Source organism: Aeromonas sp. 9A (assembly GCF_963900955.1).
Classification (GTDB): Bacteria; Pseudomonadota; Gammaproteobacteria; order Enterobacterales; family Aeromonadaceae; genus Aeromonas; species Aeromonas salmonicida.
Genome location: NZ_CAWRFG010000001.1, coordinates 3,122,369 through 3,138,895, shown reverse-complemented (window position 1 = coordinate 3,138,895; position 16,527 = coordinate 3,122,369). Strand labels below are relative to the sequence as shown.

16 protein-coding genes, 1 tRNA gene and 2 other RNA genes are annotated in these 16,527 nt (G+C 60.6%); 1 reads left to right on the top strand and 18 read right to left on the bottom strand.

The window, feature by feature from the left end:
- Positions 1 to 3: 3 nt before the first annotated feature.
- The 18 genes from nuoH to AACX78_RS14450 all read right to left on the bottom strand — a co-directional run bounded on the left by nuoH (position 4) and on the right by AACX78_RS14450 (position 15,823).
- Positions 4 to 972 carry an NADH-quinone oxidoreductase subunit NuoH gene (nuoH, locus tag AACX78_RS14535; RefSeq protein ID WP_005314900.1) on the bottom strand — a complete coding sequence of 323 codons (969 nt, stop codon included), beginning with the start codon at positions 970 to 972 and terminating at the stop codon, positions 4 to 6.
- The gene (gene nuoG, locus AACX78_RS14530) at positions 969 to 3,722 is read right to left on the bottom strand and encodes an NADH-quinone oxidoreductase subunit NuoG (RefSeq protein WP_159166638.1); all 2,754 of its coding nucleotides are present in this window, start codon (positions 3,720 to 3,722) and stop codon (positions 969 to 971) included. The genes nuoH and nuoG overlap by 4 nt, the downstream gene beginning before the upstream one ends.
- A gap of 55 nt (positions 3,723 to 3,777) precedes the next feature.
- Positions 3,778 to 5,163: an NADH-quinone oxidoreductase subunit NuoF gene (nuoF, locus tag AACX78_RS14525; RefSeq protein ID WP_159166637.1), complete on the bottom strand. Its 1,386-nt coding sequence runs from the start codon at positions 5,161 to 5,163 to the stop codon at positions 3,778 to 3,780.
- Positions 5,160 to 5,726, bottom strand: coding sequence for an NADH-quinone oxidoreductase subunit NuoE (gene nuoE, locus AACX78_RS14520; protein ID WP_021140924.1), 567 nt, complete (start codon positions 5,724 to 5,726; stop codon positions 5,160 to 5,162). The genes nuoF and nuoE overlap by 4 nt, the downstream gene beginning before the upstream one ends.
- A 74-nt stretch (positions 5,727 to 5,800) precedes the next feature.
- Positions 5,801 to 7,606 (bottom strand): NADH-quinone oxidoreductase subunit C/D, encoded by a 1,806-nt coding sequence (gene nuoC / locus AACX78_RS14515; RefSeq protein WP_159166636.1) that lies wholly within the window; start codon positions 7,604 to 7,606, stop codon positions 5,801 to 5,803.
- Positions 7,607 to 7,608: 2 nt separating this feature from the next.
- Entirely contained in the window at positions 7,609 to 8,283 is a 675-nt protein-coding gene (locus tag AACX78_RS14510) for a NuoB/complex I 20 kDa subunit family protein (protein WP_159166635.1), read from the bottom strand.
- A 29-nt stretch (positions 8,284 to 8,312) separates the two neighbouring features.
- A complete protein-coding gene (locus AACX78_RS14505) occupies positions 8,313 to 8,717 on the bottom strand; it encodes an NADH-quinone oxidoreductase subunit A (protein WP_021140926.1) in 405 nt (134 codons plus the stop codon).
- A 386-nt stretch (positions 8,718 to 9,103) separates the two neighbouring features.
- Positions 9,104 to 9,232, bottom strand: a non-coding RNA gene (locus AACX78_RS14500) — RtT sRNA.
- 53 nt (positions 9,233 to 9,285) lie between these two features.
- Positions 9,286 to 9,414: non-coding RNA, RtT sRNA (locus AACX78_RS14495), on the bottom strand.
- Positions 9,415 to 9,468: 54 nt separating this feature from the next.
- Positions 9,469 to 9,556 (bottom strand) — tRNA-Ser (locus AACX78_RS14490).
- Positions 9,557 to 9,824: 268 nt separating this feature from the next.
- Positions 9,825 to 10,442 (bottom strand): TPM domain-containing protein, encoded by a 618-nt coding sequence (locus AACX78_RS14485; protein WP_005314938.1) that lies wholly within the window; start codon positions 10,440 to 10,442, stop codon positions 9,825 to 9,827.
- Between the two features lie 20 nt (positions 10,443 to 10,462).
- A complete protein-coding gene (locus AACX78_RS14480) occupies positions 10,463 to 11,173 on the bottom strand; it encodes a TPM domain-containing protein (RefSeq protein ID WP_159166634.1) in 711 nt (236 codons plus the stop codon).
- Positions 11,170 to 11,775, bottom strand: a complete 606-nt coding sequence (locus AACX78_RS14475; protein WP_005314946.1) for a LemA family protein — start codon at positions 11,773 to 11,775, stop codon at positions 11,170 to 11,172. Before AACX78_RS14475 ends, AACX78_RS14480 begins: the two co-directional genes overlap by 4 nt.
- 42 nt (positions 11,776 to 11,817) lie before the next feature.
- Positions 11,818 to 12,555, bottom strand: coding sequence for a penicillin-insensitive murein endopeptidase (gene mepA, locus AACX78_RS14470; protein WP_159166633.1), 738 nt, complete (start codon positions 12,553 to 12,555; stop codon positions 11,818 to 11,820).
- Positions 12,549 to 13,430 (bottom strand): amino acid ABC transporter permease, encoded by an 882-nt coding sequence (locus AACX78_RS14465; protein ID WP_201302954.1) that lies wholly within the window; start codon positions 13,428 to 13,430, stop codon positions 12,549 to 12,551. Before AACX78_RS14465 ends, mepA begins: the two co-directional genes overlap by 7 nt.
- Positions 13,430 to 14,251, bottom strand: coding sequence for a transporter substrate-binding domain-containing protein (locus tag AACX78_RS14460; protein WP_017411549.1), 822 nt, complete (start codon positions 14,249 to 14,251; stop codon positions 13,430 to 13,432). The genes AACX78_RS14465 and AACX78_RS14460 overlap by 1 nt, the downstream gene beginning before the upstream one ends.
- Positions 14,252 to 14,253: 2 nt before the next feature.
- Positions 14,254 to 15,051, bottom strand: coding sequence for an amino acid ABC transporter permease (locus AACX78_RS14455; protein ID WP_059113239.1), 798 nt, complete (start codon positions 15,049 to 15,051; stop codon positions 14,254 to 14,256).
- Positions 15,044 to 15,823 carry an amino acid ABC transporter ATP-binding protein gene (locus tag AACX78_RS14450; RefSeq protein ID WP_111588714.1) on the bottom strand — a complete coding sequence of 260 codons (780 nt, stop codon included), beginning with the start codon at positions 15,821 to 15,823 and terminating at the stop codon, positions 15,044 to 15,046. Before AACX78_RS14450 ends, AACX78_RS14455 begins: the two co-directional genes overlap by 8 nt.
- A 97-nt stretch (positions 15,824 to 15,920) precedes the next feature.
- Between AACX78_RS14450 and AACX78_RS14445 the strand changes: the two genes are divergently transcribed.
- Entirely contained in the window at positions 15,921 to 16,463 is a 543-nt protein-coding gene (locus tag AACX78_RS14445) for a hypothetical protein (RefSeq protein WP_159166631.1), read from the top strand.
- The last annotated feature ends 64 nt before the right edge of the window (positions 16,464 to 16,527 follow it).

Genomic DNA, 16,527 nt, shown 5'->3' with positions numbered 1-16,527 from the left:
GCCTCACTGCACATTTATCAGCACCACAGCGCCGGTGATCAGCATATTGACAAGGGTCAGCGGCAAGCAGACTTTCCAGCCAAACGACATCACCTGGTCAAAGCGCGGCCTTGGCAAGGAAGCCCGCAGCAGGATGAAGAACACCATGAAACAGGCGGTCTTCAGGGCAAACCAGATGAAAGGGGGTAACCAGGGGCCATGCCAGCCGCCGAAGAACAGGGTCACTATGAGGGAGGAGATCAGCACTATGCCGATGTATTCGCCCACGAAGAAGAGACCCCATTTCATGCCCGCGTACTCGATGTGATAACCGTCGGCGAGCTCCTGCTCGGCCTCCGGCTGGTCAAACGGGTGACGGTGGGTGACGGCGACGCCGGCAAACAGGAAGGTGATGAAGCCCAGTATCTGGGGCACCACGTTCCACAAGCCGGCCTGGGCCTCGACTATGTCTCTCAGGTTGAAGCTGCCGGTCTGGATCACTATCCCCATCAGGGAGAGCCCCAGGAACACTTCATAGGAGAGGGTCTGGGCCGAGGCGCGCAGGCTGCCGAGCAATGAGTACTTGTTGTTGCTCGACCAGCCGGCGAACAGCACGGCATAGACAGCGAGCCCTGCTATGGCCAGTATGTAGAGTAGCCCCACGTTGAGATCCGCCACGCCCCAGGTAGGAGTGAGCGGCACCACCGCAAACGCCAGAATAAAGGCGGTGAAGGCGATGATGGGAGCCAGGATGAAGATCCGGCGATCGGCGAACGGCGGGATCCAGTCTTCCTTGAAGAACATCTTGATCATGTCGGCCGCCAGTTGCAGCAGACCGAACGGGCCCACCCGATTGGGGCCGTATCTGTCCTGCCACAGGGCCAGCAGGCGGCGTTCGATGAAGCTCATGAAGGCGCCAGCCCCCACTATCCCCACCAGCACTATCAATGCCTTGCCAACCTCCAGCAACAGGTCGATCAGGGAATCACTCATGCGATGGCCTCCTGCAGATTGTTGATATAGGCCTGTTGCAGCGCGGTCGGCAGACCGTTCACTCCAAGGGGCAGTCCCAGCAGGCCCTGAGCCAGGGCATGGCTCAGGCGCAGCTTCAGACGCCAGTGGTTGCCACCCCAGGAGAAGCTCACCTGGTTGCCCGCCTTGAGGGCAAGGCGAGCCGCATCGGCCGGGTTCAGCACCAGCTCGGGTTCGTTCATGCGCGCCTGTATGACGGGGCTTCTGGCGGAGAGCTCCTCGCCACCAAACAGCTGGTCATAGTTGACCACCTGCAGGGCTTCCTGGGCGGTGAAGGGGGCAGGAATGGTATCGAACCAATCCAGGGTGTCGTCGCCCGGCTCCAGCAGACGGCGACCGGGATCGCCGGCCCTAAGGTTGCCACCTACCTCGCTCTGGAACTTGTTCCAGGCAGAGGGCGAGTTCCACCCCGGCGCCCAGGCGAACGGCACCTGTTGCATCGGCTGACGGGCACCGGCATAGCCTTCCATGGAGAAGCTGAAGGGGGAATCTGGATCCTGTGCCACTCTGGGTTCGCTGACGTTCTGATCCGCCAGCATGGAGGTGCGGCCGCTGTAGCGGTGAGGTTCACGGGCCAGCTTCATGCCACGGATCCGCAATCCGGCATTGGGGGCCGCTTCCTGCATGGTGGCCAGCAGCGGATGGCTGGTGGCGCAGTCATGGCTTATCTGCTCATAGGTCTGCCAGCGCAGCGGTTGGCGCAGGAGGGCGCCTTGCAGCGCGGCCAGCCAGCGCCACCCTTCACGCACCTGAATGTCGGCGTTGTAGAAGGCGGGGGCATAGACCTGGAAGAAGCGCTGGGCGCGCCCCTCCATATTGACCAGGGTGCCATCGGCTTCGGCAAAGCTGGCAGCAGGGAGCACAAGATCGGCTTTTTGAGCGGTCTGGGTAGCTTGATGATCGATGACCAGCAGGTGTTGCAGACGATTGAGGGCGGCATCGACCCGATTGCGCGGGGCACGGCGATAGAGATCGTTCTCCAGGGTCACCAGCGCCAGAGTATCCTGGGCCTCGATGCGGGTGAGTGCGGCTTCCAGCGGGGCGGCGTTGCCGGCCAGCATGGCCAGCCCCAGGCTGTTGGCCTCTTGTGCCACCAGTGCCAGACTGACGTCCTGACCGCGGCCTTTGAGGGCGCGGGCGATATTGCTGGCCGCATCGATCAATGCCGGGGTGCGGGCGCCCGAGCCTGCGATGATGAGCGGCTTTTTGGCATTGCCTAGCAGGTCGGCCCAGCGAGTGGCTTGCGCCTGCTGCTCTTGGCCGAGATCGGACAGGGCTGGCGCCGAGCTGTCGAGCAGATGGGCGATGGCAAAGCCGAGGCGGGCTTGATCCGTATGGGGGGCGTGCAGTTTTTCTGCCGCCACGTCGTCGAGGCGGGTGCTGTCCAGGCTGGTGATGAGCAGCGGATAGCGCTCATTCTGGCCCAGGGTCTGCACAGCGGCGACCTGCCACAAGTCCACCTTCATTTTGCGGGCGATGTCACGGGCCTTGCCCTTGACCGATTGGCGCAGCGCCAGGGCTATACGGGCGGCGCTCATGGTGACATCTTCACCGAGCACCAGAATGGCGTCGGCCTCTTCCATGTCCCGCAGGCTCGGCGTGCGAATACCGCCGTGCTGCAGTATGTACAGCATCTTTTGCAGACACGCCCACTCGCTTTGCTCAACGCCGCAATAGAAGTTGTCGGCCCCGACCAGTTCGCGCAGGGCGAAGTTGCTCTCCAGCGATGCACGGGGTGAACCGATGCCGATGACGGCGCTGGCGGTGCGCAGGGCATCGGCGGCGCGGTTGAGGGCGCCATCCACAGTGATGGCCAGCGGGTCGTTGCCATCGCCATCGCGCTGCTCTTTGTCTACCCGAAGCAGCGGTTGACGGGGACGGTCAGCCAGATTGACGTAGCCATAGCCAAAGCGGCCACGATCGCACAGGAAGTAGTGATTGATGCCGCCATGGAAGCGGTTTTCTATGCGGCGCAGCTCGCCATAACGCTCACCCGGGCTGATGTTGCAGCCCACCGAGCACTGCTGGCAGACGCTAGGGGCAAACTGCATGTCCCACTTGCGGTTGTAACGCTCTGAGTGGGTCTTGTCGGTGAACACGCCGGTGGGGCAGACCTCCACCAGGTTGCCGGAGAATTCGCTCTCCAGGGTGCCATCTTCGACCCGGCCGAAATAGACGTTGTCGTGGGCGCCATAGACTCCCAGATCCTCGCCACCGGCGTAATCCTTGTAGTAACGCACGCAGCGATAACAGGCGATGCAGCGGTTCATCTCGTGATTGATGAAGGGCCCCAGTTCCTGATTCTGGTGGGTACGCTTGGTAAAGCGGTAGCGACGGCTGTTGTGGCCTGTCATCACCGTCATGTCCTGCAGGTGGCAGGCTCCGCCCTCTTCACAGACAGGGCAGTCGTGGGGGTGGTTGGTCATCTGCCACTCCACCACACATTTGCGAAACTCTTTCGCCTCTTCGTCTTCGATGGAGATATAGGTGCCATCGGTAGAGGGGGTCATGCAGGACATGACCAGCCGGCCGCGCTTGTCGTCGGCATTCTGATACTGCTTGACCGCACACTGGCGGCAGGCACCCACGCTACCTAGCGCCGGATGCCAGCAAAAATAGGGGACGTCCAGACCCAGCGACAGACAGGCCTGCAGCAGGTTGTCTGCCCCGTCTACCTCGTACTCTTTACCGTCTACAAAAATGGTCGCCATACAACGTTCCTGAAACCTATGGTGAAATCGGCTATTGCCCGATGCGCCTTGGCGCTTACCAGCGTTCGCCCAGCAGATTGGGCTGGATCCCTTTGAGCAGCGAGTGATGGTCGCTTGGCCCCTTGATACCGGCCTCGAATTCGGATCTGAAATACTTGAGTGCGCTGGCAAGGGGCTCGACGGCGCCGGGCGCGTGGGCACAGAAGGTTTTGCCCGGCCCAAGGAAATTGCAAAGCTGCTCCAGGGTCGCGAGATCCCCTTGCTGTCCCTCGCCACGCTCCAGCGCCCGCAGCAGCTTGACGCTCCAAGGCAGGCCATCACGGCACGGGGTACACCAACCGCAGGATTCGCGAGCGAAGAACTCTTCCATGTTGCGCAAGAGCCCTACCATGCTGACGCTGTCATCGACTGCCATGGCCAGACCCGTCCCCATACGGGTGCCCACCTTGCCGATACCGGCGGTATACATCTGGGCATCCAGGTGCTCTGGCAGCAGGAAGCCGGTGCCAGCCCCGCCCGGTTGCCACGCCTTGAGACGGTAGCCTGGCTTCATGCCACCGGCGTAGTGCTCAAACAGCTCGCGGGCAGTGATGCCAAAGGGCAGCTCCCAGACGCCGGGGTTGTTCACCTTGCCGGAGAAACCCATCAGCTTGGTGCCGTGATCTTCGGAACCCGGCAGCGCCAGTCCCTGATACCAGGCCACGCCATTGCCTATGATGGCTGGCACGTTGCACAGGGTTTCGACGTTGTTGACGCAGGTGGGTTTGCCCCAGACGCCGGAAACGGCGGGGAAGGGGGGCTTGGCGCGCGGGTTGGCGCGCCGGCCTTCCAATGAGTTGATCAGCGCCGTCTCTTCGCCACAGATGTAACGACCTGCCCCTGTATGGACGAACAGCTCGAAATCAAAGCCGGAGCCCAGGATGTTCTTGCCGAGCAGGCCGGCGGCCTTGGCCTCGATCACCGCACGGCGCAGATGGATGGCGGCATCCACGTATTCACCGCGCAGGAAGATATAGCCGCGATAGGCCTTGAGCGCCTTGGCGGAGATGATCATGCCCTCGATCAGCAGGTGGGGCAGCTGCTCCATCAACAGGCGATCTTTCCAGGTATTGGGTTCCATCTCGTCGGCATTGCAGAGCAGGTAACGTATGTTCATGCTCTCGTCTTTGGGCATCAGCCCCCACTTCACCCCTGTGGGGAAGCCGGCGCCGCCACGACCCTTGAGACCGGCATCCTTGACGGTACCGACTATCTCATCCGGGCTCATCTGGCCCAGCGCCTTGCGGGCAGCGTCATAGCCTTGCTTGCTCTGGTATTCATCCAGCCAGACCGGCTGACCATCGTCACGCAGTCGCCAGGTGAGCGGATGAGTCTCGGGGGCCCGGGGCGTGCGGTTGGCGGTGCCGAGAGAGGCGAGGATCTTGTTGGTTGGAAGACTCATGGATAAGCCTCCAGCGTCTTGATCAGTGTGACGGCATCGAGCCCGCCATAGGTGTCGTCATCGATCATCAGGGCCGGGCCCTTGTCGCAGTTGCCGAGGCAGCAGACGGGCAGCAGGGTGAAGCGGCCATCGGCGCTGGTCTGGCCGGGGGCGAGATCCATCACTTCCTTGAGGCCGGCCAGCAGCCCTTCGTGGCCGTTGATGTAACAGACCATGCTGTCACAGACGCGGATGATGTGGCGGCCTACCGGCTGACGGAAGATCTGACTGTAGAAAGTGGCGACCCCTTCCACGTCGCTGGCGGGAATGCCGAGCTCGGTGGCGATGGCATAAATGGCACCGTCCGGTACCCAGCCACGGGCCTGCTGCACGATCTTGAGCGCTTCAATGCTGGCGGCGCGGGGATCTTCGTAGTGGTGTTTCTCATGTTCGATGGCGTCCCGTTCGGCCTGGCTCAGGACGAAGCCGTCTGTTGGTCCAGGGACGGGTCCATCCCCCTTGCCCCCGCACGCACTCTGCCCCTGCGGGGTCTGACTGTTTTGGCACTGACATTGCTGGCTCATGGCTTAACCTTTTGTGGCTTATTCTTTTTGTCTCGTCACGGTTGTTGGGTGCTGTGGTTTGATTACCCGAGGACTCAACGATCCACATCCGACATAACGAAATCGATACTGCCCAGATAGACGATGAGATCCGACACCATGCTGCCCTTGATCACGGAGGGGATCTGTTGCAGGTGAGCAAAGCTCGGGGTGCGGATCCGGGTCCGGTAGCTCATGGTGGAGCCATCGCTGGTCAGGTAATAACTGTTGATCCCCTTGGTGGCCTCTATCATCTGGAACGACTCGGCGGCCGGCATCACAGGGCCCCACGACACTTGCAGGAAGTGGGTGATCAGCGTCTCTATGTCTTGCAGGGTGCGATCTTTGGGGGGCGGTGTGGTGAGGGGGTGATCCGCCTTGAAGGGCCCTTCTGGCATGTTCTTCATGCACTGCTCTATGATCGACAGGCTCTGGCGGATCTCCTCGATGCGTACCGTGGCCCTGTCATAGGCATCGCCATTGCCGCCCACCGGCACTTCGAAGTCGAACTGGTCATAGCCCGAATAAGGGCGCCACTTGCGCACGTCAAAGTTGAGGCCCGTGGCCCGCAGACCCGCCCCCGTCGTGCCCCAGGCGAGCGCCTGCTCAGTGGTGTAGGCGGAGACGCCTATGGTGCGCCCGCGCAAAATGCTGTTGCGCATGGCGGCTTTTTCATAATCCATCAGACGCTTGGGCAGCCAGCTCAGCAGATTGTCCTGCACCAGTCGCTGCCATCCCTTGGGCAAGTCGTGGGCCACGCCACCGATACGGAACCAGGCCGGGTGCATACGGGCACCCGTGATGGCTTCGATGATGGTGTAGATCTTCTGCCGGTCGGTAAAGGTAAAGAAGACAGGGGTCATGGCCCCCACGTCCTGGATATAGGTGCCAAGGAACAGGAGGTGGCTCTGGATGCGAAACAGCTCCGCCATCATCACCCGGATCACGTCGACCCGGTTCGGCACCTTGATGCCGGCCAGTTTCTCCACTGCCAGCACGTAAGGCAGGTTGTTCATTACTCCGCCCAGATACTCGACCCTGTCTGTGTAGGGGATATAGCTGTGCCAGGACTGGCGCTCACCCATCTTTTCGGCACCGCGATGGTGATAACCGATGTCGGGCACGCAGTTGCGGATCTCTTCGCCATCGAGTTGCAACACCAGTCGGAAGGCTCCGTGGGCGGACGGGTGGTTGGGACCGAGGTTCAAGAACATATAGTCCTCGTTCTCGTTGCCACGGGCCATGCCCCACTCTTCCGGTTTGAACAGCAGGTTCTCCTGCTCCATGTCCTGCTTGGCGGCATCGAGCATGAAGGGATCGAACTCGGTGGCCCGTGCAGGATAGTCCTTGCGCAGCGGGTGACCCTGCCAGCTCTTGGGCATCATGATGCGGGTCAGATGGGGATGGCCGTCGAAGGTAATGCCCAGCAGATCCCACACTTCCCGCTCATACCAGTTGGCGTTGGGGAAGTGGCCTGTGAGGGTGGGAAGATGCAGGTCGCTCTCGGCAAGGGGCACTTTGAGCATCACATCGGCGTTACGGTCGATGGAGATGAAGTGATAGAAGACGGTGAAGTCGCTCTGGGGCAGGCCGTCACGATGGCTGCGCAGCCGTTCGTCGGTGGCACTCAGGTCATACAGCATCACGAACGGGGAGGGGAGCTTGCGCAAAAAGCCCACCACGTCCAGCAACAGTTCGCGGGCGAGCCAGATCACGGGTACGCCGGTACGGGTACTCTGCACGGTGAAACGCTCGGCACCAAAGTGGGAAAACAGTTCGCCGACCACCAGGGCATCCTGGTGATCGCTGGGTTGCCACTGGGCCATGGTGTCATTGCTGGGAAAATCGCGAGTCAGTTTCATGGTCAGATCTCATCCGGCGTGCGCAGGTTGGTCACCTTGATCCGCTCGCCCCGTTTGCGGTCCTTCTCGGCCGGCATGTTGGGACGGTAGATCCCCTGATCGCCGACAACCCAGGAGAGGGGGCGGCGTTCCTTGCCGATGGAGTCCTGCAGCAGCATCAGGGCTTGCAGGAAGGCCTCGGGACGGGGAGGGCAGCCCGGAATATAGACGTCGACCGGCAGGAACTTGTCTACCCCCTGTACCACTGAATAGATGTCATACATGCCGCCCGAGTTGGCGCAGGCGCCCATGGAAATGACCCACTTGGGCTCGAGCAACTGTTCATACAGTCGCTGGATGACAGGCGCCATCTTGATGAAGGGGGTACCGGCGATCACCATGAAATCCGCCTGACGGGGCGAGGCCCGGATCACTTCGGCACCGAAGCGGGCCACGTCATGGGGGGAAGTGAAGGCGGTACACATCTCCACATAGCAGCAGGAGATACCGAAGTTGTAGGGCCAGAGGGAGTTTTTGCGACCCCAGTTGACGGTGTCTTGCAACACCTCCTCGAGACGCCCCATCATGATGCCGCGCGTCGCGTCTTGTGCCAGCGGGTCATCGACGGTCTGGCGCTGTTCCTGTGGATAGCGCTCAACGGGCGCATCCGGGTCAATCCGGGTCAGGGTGTACTTCATGGTGCAACCTCAAAGAGAGAATCAGTAAGTCAGTCAGGCTTCTTGTCGGTCAGGGCGCGTTTTTTCGGTGCCCAGTCGAGGGCGCCGATACGCCACAAGTAGAGGAGTCCTACCAGCAGCAAGCCGATAAAGATTGCGGCTTCGATGAAGCCGACCCAGCCGCTTTCCCGAACGGAAACAGACCAGGCAAACAGGTAAAGTGCTTCCACGTCGAAGATGACGAAGAACATGGCAACCAGATAGAACTTGGCGGAGAAGCGCAGGCGGGCGTTACCCACCGAATCGACGCCAGACTCGAAGGGCTTGTTTTTGGCACGGCCGTGGGCGCGGCCACCCAGCAGGGCGGCGAGGCCGATCATCACCAGACAGAGGCAGATGGCTGCAATGACATAAATGGCAAAAGCCCAATGTTGAACAGCAATATCAGCAAACATAGAGATTTTCCCTAACCAAATTAATCACGTGACTTAACAATAATGTTACGCATTATGGCACTTTCATACTGATTTACATGTCATTTCAGGGGATTAATAATTAATCGATGGGGGTAAAATCGTTTTTTGCTACAAGGGTCAATTTTCCCATTTGAGAATGATTTTCAACGGCTGGAACAAGCCCGCAAAACAGTGTTTCGTAGAGATGGGCAAAGATGGCGGGTTTACACAGCGAGAGGGGAATGAAGGGAATTTTGTCGGGCAGAGGGGAGAGCAACCAACACTGCAGCATGCAATCTTGGTAAGAGTAGAGGAAGGAGAGTCGGCAGCAGAGGATAGGCCGGCCCAAAAGCAAAAAACCGACCATCAGGTCGGTTTTTTAAATTTGGCGGTGAGGGAGGGATGATTCGCCACTGCGTGGCTCACCCCTTCGGGGCGGCCGTTGGCCGTTCATCGCAGCAAGCTGCTCTGCTCGAACCCAGCGAGGGTGCTCACCCTCCCTCGTCGACATCAGCGTTGCCGTTTCCCCAAAAGCAAAAAACCGACCATCAGGTCGGTTTTTTAAATTTGGCGGTGAGGGAGGGATGATTCGCCACTGCGTGGCTCACCCCTTCGGGGCGGCCGTTGGCCGTTCATCGCAGCAAGCTGCTCTGCTCGAACCCAGCGAGGGTGCTCACCCTCCCTCGTCGACATCAGCGTTGCCGTTTCCCCAAAAGCAAAAAACCGACCATCAGGTCGGTTCTTTTAAATTTGGCGGTGAGGGAGGGATTCGAACCCTCGATACGTTGCCGTATACACACTTTCCAGGCGTGCTCCTTCAGCCACTCGGACACCTCACCAAATTTTTACTGCTTTGAAGTGGCTTTCGGAGCACGCTGTGCGTGCTTCCTTGCCGACTTCGTCGGTGGGCAGCCTCTTGGGCACCACACCAAATTTTTGACCAGAGTTTAACGTGTTCGGCCAACACTGCGTTCGCTGCACTGTTGCGCCGGAACGGGGCGTAATTTAGGGGAAAGGGCTGCCTGGGTCAACCACTTTTCCCCTTATTTTTCATAATCTTTATCGAGCGGCTATCCCTTGAACAAAATGCCGGTATTTTAAACCCGATCAGGGCTTGTCCAGGATGATCAGGCTGTCGGGCAGCTCGTTTTGATCCCGGGTAGCCGGGAAGGCGTCGGTCAGGATGGCGCTGGTGCGCTCCACGCATTCGAGGAATCCCTGCTCCACCTCCTTGTTGCGTACCCGGCGGGTGAAGTCATCGATGATCGCCTGCCATTGGTCATTGTCGATATGCTGGGCGATGCCGTCATCCACCAGTATCTCTACATAGTGCTCGGCCACAGAGACGAAGATCAGCACCCCCAGCCTGTCACGGGTGCGGTGCAGCCCCTGCTCGACAAACTGCAGGCGCGCCATCAGGGCGGCTCTGTGCCTGCGTACCTTCTTCGGGATCAGGTACATTTTGATGGGAGTCCAGTGGAACAGTATGCTCAGCAGCAACCAGACTGACCACTGTGCCAGCAGTATCTCGTACCAGCCGAGCCAGAAGCCGAGTTCGAACACCAGCAGGGGCGTGAGCATGGCAATCAGGGCTGCCCACAGGGTGGGAATGTAGCGATAGCCGTCGCTGGCCGGGGCCAGTACTGTGACCAGCTCGGCGTCTGTTTCCAGCTCCGCCTCGCGAACCTTGGCCTGCAGAGTGTGAAAGAACTGTTTAGAAATCATGGTCTGTCTCTTTATTCCTGTTACCAACCACCGGAGGCACCACCGCCACCAAAACTGCCGCCGCCACCGCTGAAGCCACCGCCGCCACCTCCTCTGCCGCCGAAGCTACCGGCGCCAAAACCACCGGCCAGAAAAGCCGCGCGGCGTCGACCACCGCGGTTATGCAGCACTATCATCACAATCACCATCAGAATGAACAGCCAGGGACCACCCAGCTTGTCCTCTTTCTTGGCGGTGTCCACTGGCTGATATTCACCCGCCAATGCCTGCATTATGCTCTGGCTGCCAGCCACTACGCCCGCAACCATGTCGCCACGTTTGAAGGCGGGCAGGATCCGGGTCTGGATGATGTTGGCGGCGATAGCATCGGGCAGGGCACCCTCCAGCCCATAGCCCACTTCGATACGCACTTTGCGCTCATCTTGAGCGATCAACAGCAGCACACCGTTGTTCTTTCCCTTCTGGCCTATGCCCCAATGACGACCGAGCTGATAACCGTACTCCTCTATGGTCTCGCCATCCAGGCTGTCGATGGAGACCACTACCAGCTGAATGCCGCTGCGTTTTTCAAACGCGGCCAGTTGCTGGGTCAGCTGGTGGGCCTGCTTGCGGGACATCAGGTTCGCCTCGTCCACGACCCGGCCGCTGAGGGCCGGAAAGTCGGGAGCGGCTTGCAGTACTGCGGTCCAGAGCAACAGACAGGGCAGCAACCAGCGGGCAAATTTGCTCATTGGAAGCTGACCTTGGGCGCCTCTTCAGCCCCGGGTTTGGCACTGAAACTCGGTTTGGCTTCGAGATCCGAATAGAGCAGCTTGGACCAGATGACGCCGGGGAAGGTGCGGATCTCGGTATTGAACTGGCGCACCGCCTCTATGTAGTCACGGCGTGCTACCGAGATGCGGTTCTCGGTGCCTTCCAGCTGCGCCTGCAGGGTGAGGAACTGCTGATCTGCCTTGAGATCCGGATAGCGCTCCACCACCACCATCAGGCGGGAGAGGGCACTGGATAGCTGGTTCTGGGCCGCTTCAAACTCCTTGAGCTGGGCCGGATCGCTCACCTGCACGCTGCCGACCCGGGCACGGGCATCGGTGACCGCTTTGAGGGTCTCCTGCTCATGGCTGGCGTAGCCCTTGACGGTGGCCACCAGATTGGGAATGAGATCGGCGCGGCGCTGGTACTGATTCTCGACTTGGCCCCAGCTTGCCTTGACCTGCTCATCCAGGGTCGGAATATTGTTCATGCCGCAGCCGGTCAATCCCAGCAGCAGGGTCAGTGTCAACAGGCTCTGCGTGGTGCTGCGCCAGAGTGAAGTGGCCATCTTGTTGTTCTCCATTGAAATTTCTAGCGGATATGGGCCCACCATACCAGCTTGGGGTCAGTTGCCACAACGGGCGGGCAGGATGGGCATCTTGTTGATACCTGAGACCTTGGGTAGTTGTGGCTTGTCCTTGAGCCAGGAGGCCAGCTCGGCGCCGCAGCCATCGCCGGGGGGAATGGGGGCTTGTGGCTCGCAATCTGGGCTGCCGACGGGGCAGCGCAACCGCACATGAAAGTGGCTGAAGTGGCCGACCCAGGGGCGCAGCTTGGCGACCCAGGGCTCATCGGCGGCCCGTTTGCACACCTCGCCCTTGATGACGGGGTTGATAAAGATGCGCGCCACCTCGGGCTTGCTGGCAGCCAGTCGCAACAGGTTCAGTTGCTCCGGGCCGAAGCGGCCCGGCAATACCCGATAGCTGGGCTCGTCGATCAGCGCCCACTCCTTGGGGGCATCCTGCTCCCACTTGCTGATGGGGCGGTTGGCCATGCGAAACCAGATGTCGGCATCCAGGCCAGTCTGGTGACTGCGATGGCCCGAGGTAAAGGGGCCGCCGCGGGCCATCGCCAGATCGGCGATATAGAGATCCGGCATGCCAGCCATGCGGGTCTGGTTGGCCAGCTCCTGCAGATAGTGGATGAGGTCGGGATGACCGTAGTAACGCAACCGCTTGGTGCGGATCACCTGATACCCGGGTCCCTCCAGTGGCAGGGCCATGCCGTTTTTGAGGCAACCGGCGGCATAACCGCCGATCGCCTCGGCCTGCAGTACAGAGGCCAGTAACAGGGACGTCAGCATCTATGGGCTCCTTGTTTTGCTTCGAGTCGGCTGAGCAGCACAAACAGACTCAAACATATCAATAAATAGGCGGCCGCCACCAGTAGCCAGATTTCATAAACCAGCCCGCTGGAGTTGGCCATCTCGGTGCCGACGAAGGTGAGCTCCTGTACCGAAATGAGGGAAACGATGGCGGTATCTTTCACCAGTGCGATGAGTTGGCCGGTGAGGGGAGGCAGCATCAGCAACATGGCCTGGGGCAGGATCACCCGGCGCAGCCGCACCCGGGGCGAGAGACCAAGACTCTGCGCCGCTTCCCACTGCCCTTTGGGCACGGCCGCGAGACCGGCACGGACTATCTCGGCGACGAAGGCGGCGCTGATCATGCCGACACAGAGGGTGCCAGAGATGAGGTTCTCCCATCTGGCGGGCGGGCCCAGCAGCGCCTCTTGCCAGGGGGAGAGTGACAGAGTGCCGAGCCAGCGGGAGAGGCCGCTCGCCGGCAGCAATTGATTGGCGATAAAGAAGTAGAAAATGAAGATAAACACCAGCGGCGGCAGATTGCGGATCAACTGGATGAACAGGGTCGCCGGTAACACCAGCCAGGGGCGGCGGCTGAATGCCGCCAGACCCAGCGCAGTGCCCAGCAACAGCGCCAGCACCATGCCGAGCAGGGCGATGCGCAAGGTGGTGAGCAAGCCGCTGAAAAAATAGGGCAGCTCACCCTGGGGGCCGCGCGTGAACAGCAGCTCGAAGGCGGCCTGCCAGTGCCATTGGTAGGCCACGCCAAGGTGCAATCTGCTGGCAAGCCACATGCCTGCCAGCAGCAGTATCAGCATGAGTATCCCATCGAGCCAGCCGACGGCTCGGGTAGCGCGTTTGATGGCAATCAGCATCAGGGATTGGCGACCTGGGCTTCCCATGCCAGCGACTTGAACCAGTAGTCATGACGGGCCTTGAGCCAGCCGTCGGCCTGACGGGCGGCGATCCACTCGTTGAACTGCTCGGCCAGGGCGTCATCCCCCTTGCGCAGGGCAAAGCCTTCGCTGCCTTGCGACAGCGGTTCGGCAAACGGCATAAAAAGAGCTTCGGGGTGGCGCAGTGTCTCTTGTTCCGGTTTCGGGGAAGAGGAGAGGGCGCCGTGGGCGCGGCCGTTCAGTACTTCCTGAAACACTTGGGATTCATCATCGAACTGGCGAAGGGTCGCCTTGGGGAAGTTCTCCTTGGCGACCTGCACCGGTGAGGCGCCACGGCGCACCGCCAGGATCACGCCGCGCTGGTTGAAGTCGGACAGCGTCTTTTTGTCCTGGGCCTGCGCCTTTGAGGCGGCCAGCTGGATGCCTGAGTGGGAGTAGGCCTGAGTGAAGCGCACGCTCTTCTCCCGTTCGGGTGTGATGGTGAGGCCGCCTATGATGACGTCATATTTTTTTGCCAGCAGGGAAGGAATGATGCCATCCCAGGCGGTGGGGACGAATTCGACCTGCCAGCCGTTGTCGGTGGCCAGGCGGCGGGCAACATCGATTTCGAAGCCGATGAGGGCGCCTTGTTTGTCGCGCATCGCCCAGGGGGCGAAGGTGGACATGCCAACCCGCAGGGTGCCGCTTTGTTCTATCTGCGCCAGGGTGGCAGATGCCTCGCCTTCTGCCTGGGCAGGGGTAAAGAGAGCGGTAAAGAGCAGGGCTGCGCCCGAGAGGGCGGTTTTGAACGAGAGTGACATAGTTAGCGTCCTTGTTGTTCCGGATCAAGATGACGGGCGAGCGCCCGCGAACAGGCTGACAGTGTCAGCGTCAACAGCAAATAGAGGGCGGCCACGGTGAACCACACCTCAAAGGTGAGGAAGGTATCGGCCACCAGAGTACGCCCTTCGTTGGTGAGATCGAAGATGGCGATGACACTCACCAGCGCCGAGTGCTTGATGAGGGATACCAGCTCGTTGGTGAGCGGAGGCAGCACGATACGTACCAGTTGCGGCAGTATCACTTTGCGCAGTGTGATGGCCCGTGACAAACCAAGGGAGCGCGCAGCCTCCCACTGTCCGCTGGGGATGGCCTGTATTCCTGCTCGCAACACTTCGGCGGTGAAGGCCCCCTGATAGAGGGATAGACTCAGCACGGCGCAGGCGAGCGGGGCCAGTCCCAACATGGGGCCCAGCAGAAAATAGAGGATATAGAGTTGCACCAGCTGGGGCGTGGTGCGTACCAGCGCCAGATAGGTGACGGCAAGCCAGGGGCCCAGGCGAGAGGGAAGCAGACGCAGGCTGACGACGGAGCACCCGACGACCAGGGTGCCCACCAGACTGAGCAAGGCGACTTGCAGGGTGACCAGCAAGCCGCTGAGCAGTGGACCAGGGTAGAAGTCGCCATCTTCCCACTCCCCGAGAAAGGGGCCGACCCGCTGCCACTGCCACTCATAACCCATCTGATGGGCGCCACTGTAGAGCACCCAGCCCAGCAGCAGGATCAGCAACAGGATTGCCAGCAGCCAGCTGGCGAGGCGGGTGGGTCGGGTATCAGCCATGGTAGCTGAGCACCTGCTCGAGAAAGGCACGGGTTCTCGGGTGGGCAGGCTTGCTGAACAGCTGAGCCGGCGGGGCGGATTCGATGATCTTGCCCTCATCCATGAAGAGCACCCGGTCCGCCACCTGGCGGGCAAAACCCATCTCGTGGGTGACGCAGATAAGCGTCATTCCCTCGTCTGCCAGCTCGCGGATCACATCCAATACCTCGCGGATCATCTCGGGATCGAGGGCCGAGGTAGGCTCATCAAACAGCATCAGTTCCGGCTGCATGCAGAGGGAGCGGGCGATGGCCACGCGCTGCTGCTGGCCGCCGGAGAGCTGGTGGGGGTACTTGTCGGCCTGGGCCTGAATGCGTACACGTTCCAGCAGGCCGAGGGCACGGTTTTTGGCTGCTTGCGTGCTCAGTCCCAGCGTATGCACGGGGGCCACCATCAGGTTTTCCAGCACCGTCATATGGGGGAACAGGTTGAACTGCTGAAACACCATGCCGACTCGCCCTTGCAGGCGACGCAGGTAGGCGGGGGTAACGGGCTCGCCAAACAGGAACAGCTGACCACTGTCTATTCCCTCCAGGCCATTGATAGTGCGGATCAGCGTGGATTTTCCAGAGCCTGACGGGCCGCAGATAACCCACTTCTCCCCCCGCGCTATGGTGAGGTCAATCTGATGCAGGGCCTGGAAGTCACCGTAGAATTTGTTGACGCCACAAAAGCGCACACAGGGCTGCGAGCTGGTCAAGAAACAAGTCCCATTGAGTATCCTTGATGCCATGGTATTGATTTTATAGGGGGATGACAAAGAAAACCCCCTTGTCAGCCCCGTGAGGTCTATTCACAATGGCGCCATTTCACGGTCACAGGAACCTTTCATGCGAATTACATCCTTGCTGGCAACCCCCGGGGTTCGCTTGCTGATGCCGCCGGCAATGCCCTATCGCTGCGTCATTTTTCTGTTGTTGCTGACGAGTTGGGGCGTGGTGGCTGCCTCCTTGTTGTACGGACGGGGTGCCATGGGGTTGCTCCACTGGGTTGGGGTGATCTTTGGGGGCATCACAGCGCTCCTGGTCTCCCTGCCACGCAGTTGGCAACGCTGGCGGCTGGCCGAACTGGGTTGGGATGACGAGCACCTCTATCTGCTCAACGGCAGCGATGATCAGGCCCTGGCCTTGCCTAAAACGGCGCTGGTGGCCATAGAGCGGGAATACAAGGTGGGTCATGACGGCCAGTGGCTGGCGTTCAGTCTGGACCTTAGGCTAGATGGTGCGCAGCTTGCCGCGGCGACTGCCCTGATGAGGCTTGGCCGCGAAGGGACCCATGAGGTTGCCCCAGGCATCTACCGCTTTGGCTTTAAACGAGCCTGGCATAGTCGCCGGGCGATCAAGGGTGTGCTGAACGAGCTGCTCCCGGTTTGAGCTGACTATTTTCTCGACAATCCAGCTCAAAGCTCAGATACTGCCAGTGACTCGAATTGATCTT

Excerpts from the sequence above, each read along its gene's own strand:
- nuoH (WP_005314900.1), bottom strand. The coding sequence starts at position 972 with ATGAGTGATTCCCTGATCGACCTGTTGCTGGAGGTTGGCAAGGCATTG.
- nuoG (WP_159166638.1), bottom strand. The coding sequence starts at position 3,722 with ATGGCGACCATTTTTGTAGACGGTAAAGAGTACGAGGTAGACGGGGCA.
- AACX78_RS14475 (WP_005314946.1), bottom strand. The coding sequence starts at position 11,775 with ATGGAGAACAACAAGATGGCCACTTCACTCTGGCGCAGCACCACGCAG.
- AACX78_RS14505 (WP_021140926.1), bottom strand. The coding sequence starts at position 8,717 with ATGTTTGCTGATATTGCTGTTCAACATTGGGCTTTTGCCATTTATGTC.
- AACX78_RS14460 (WP_017411549.1), bottom strand. The coding sequence starts at position 14,251 with ATGTCACTCTCGTTCAAAACCGCCCTCTCGGGCGCAGCCCTGCTCTTT.
- AACX78_RS14450 (WP_111588714.1), bottom strand. The coding sequence starts at position 15,823 with ATGGCATCAAGGATACTCAATGGGACTTGTTTCTTGACCAGCTCGCAG.
- nuoC (WP_159166636.1), bottom strand. The coding sequence starts at position 7,606 with ATGAAACTGACTCGCGATTTTCCCAGCAATGACACCATGGCCCAGTGG.
- AACX78_RS14485 (WP_005314938.1), bottom strand. The coding sequence starts at position 10,442 with ATGATTTCTAAACAGTTCTTTCACACTCTGCAGGCCAAGGTTCGCGAG.
- nuoE (WP_021140924.1), bottom strand. The coding sequence starts at position 5,726 with ATGAGCCAGCAATGTCAGTGCCAAAACAGTCAGACCCCGCAGGGGCAG.
- AACX78_RS14480 (WP_159166634.1), bottom strand. The coding sequence starts at position 11,173 with ATGAGCAAATTTGCCCGCTGGTTGCTGCCCTGTCTGTTGCTCTGGACC.
- AACX78_RS14510 (WP_159166635.1), bottom strand. The coding sequence starts at position 8,283 with ATGAAGTACACCCTGACCCGGATTGACCCGGATGCGCCCGTTGAGCGC.
- mepA (WP_159166633.1), bottom strand. The coding sequence starts at position 12,555 with ATGCTGACGTCCCTGTTACTGGCCTCTGTACTGCAGGCCGAGGCGATC.
- AACX78_RS14445 (WP_159166631.1), top strand. The coding sequence starts at position 15,921 with ATGCGAATTACATCCTTGCTGGCAACCCCCGGGGTTCGCTTGCTGATG.
- AACX78_RS14465 (WP_201302954.1), bottom strand. The coding sequence starts at position 13,430 with ATGCTGATTGCCATCAAACGCGCTACCCGAGCCGTCGGCTGGCTCGAT.
- AACX78_RS14455 (WP_059113239.1), bottom strand. The coding sequence starts at position 15,051 with ATGGCTGATACCCGACCCACCCGCCTCGCCAGCTGGCTGCTGGCAATC.
- nuoF (WP_159166637.1), bottom strand. The coding sequence starts at position 5,163 with ATGAGTCTTCCAACCAACAAGATCCTCGCCTCTCTCGGCACCGCCAAC.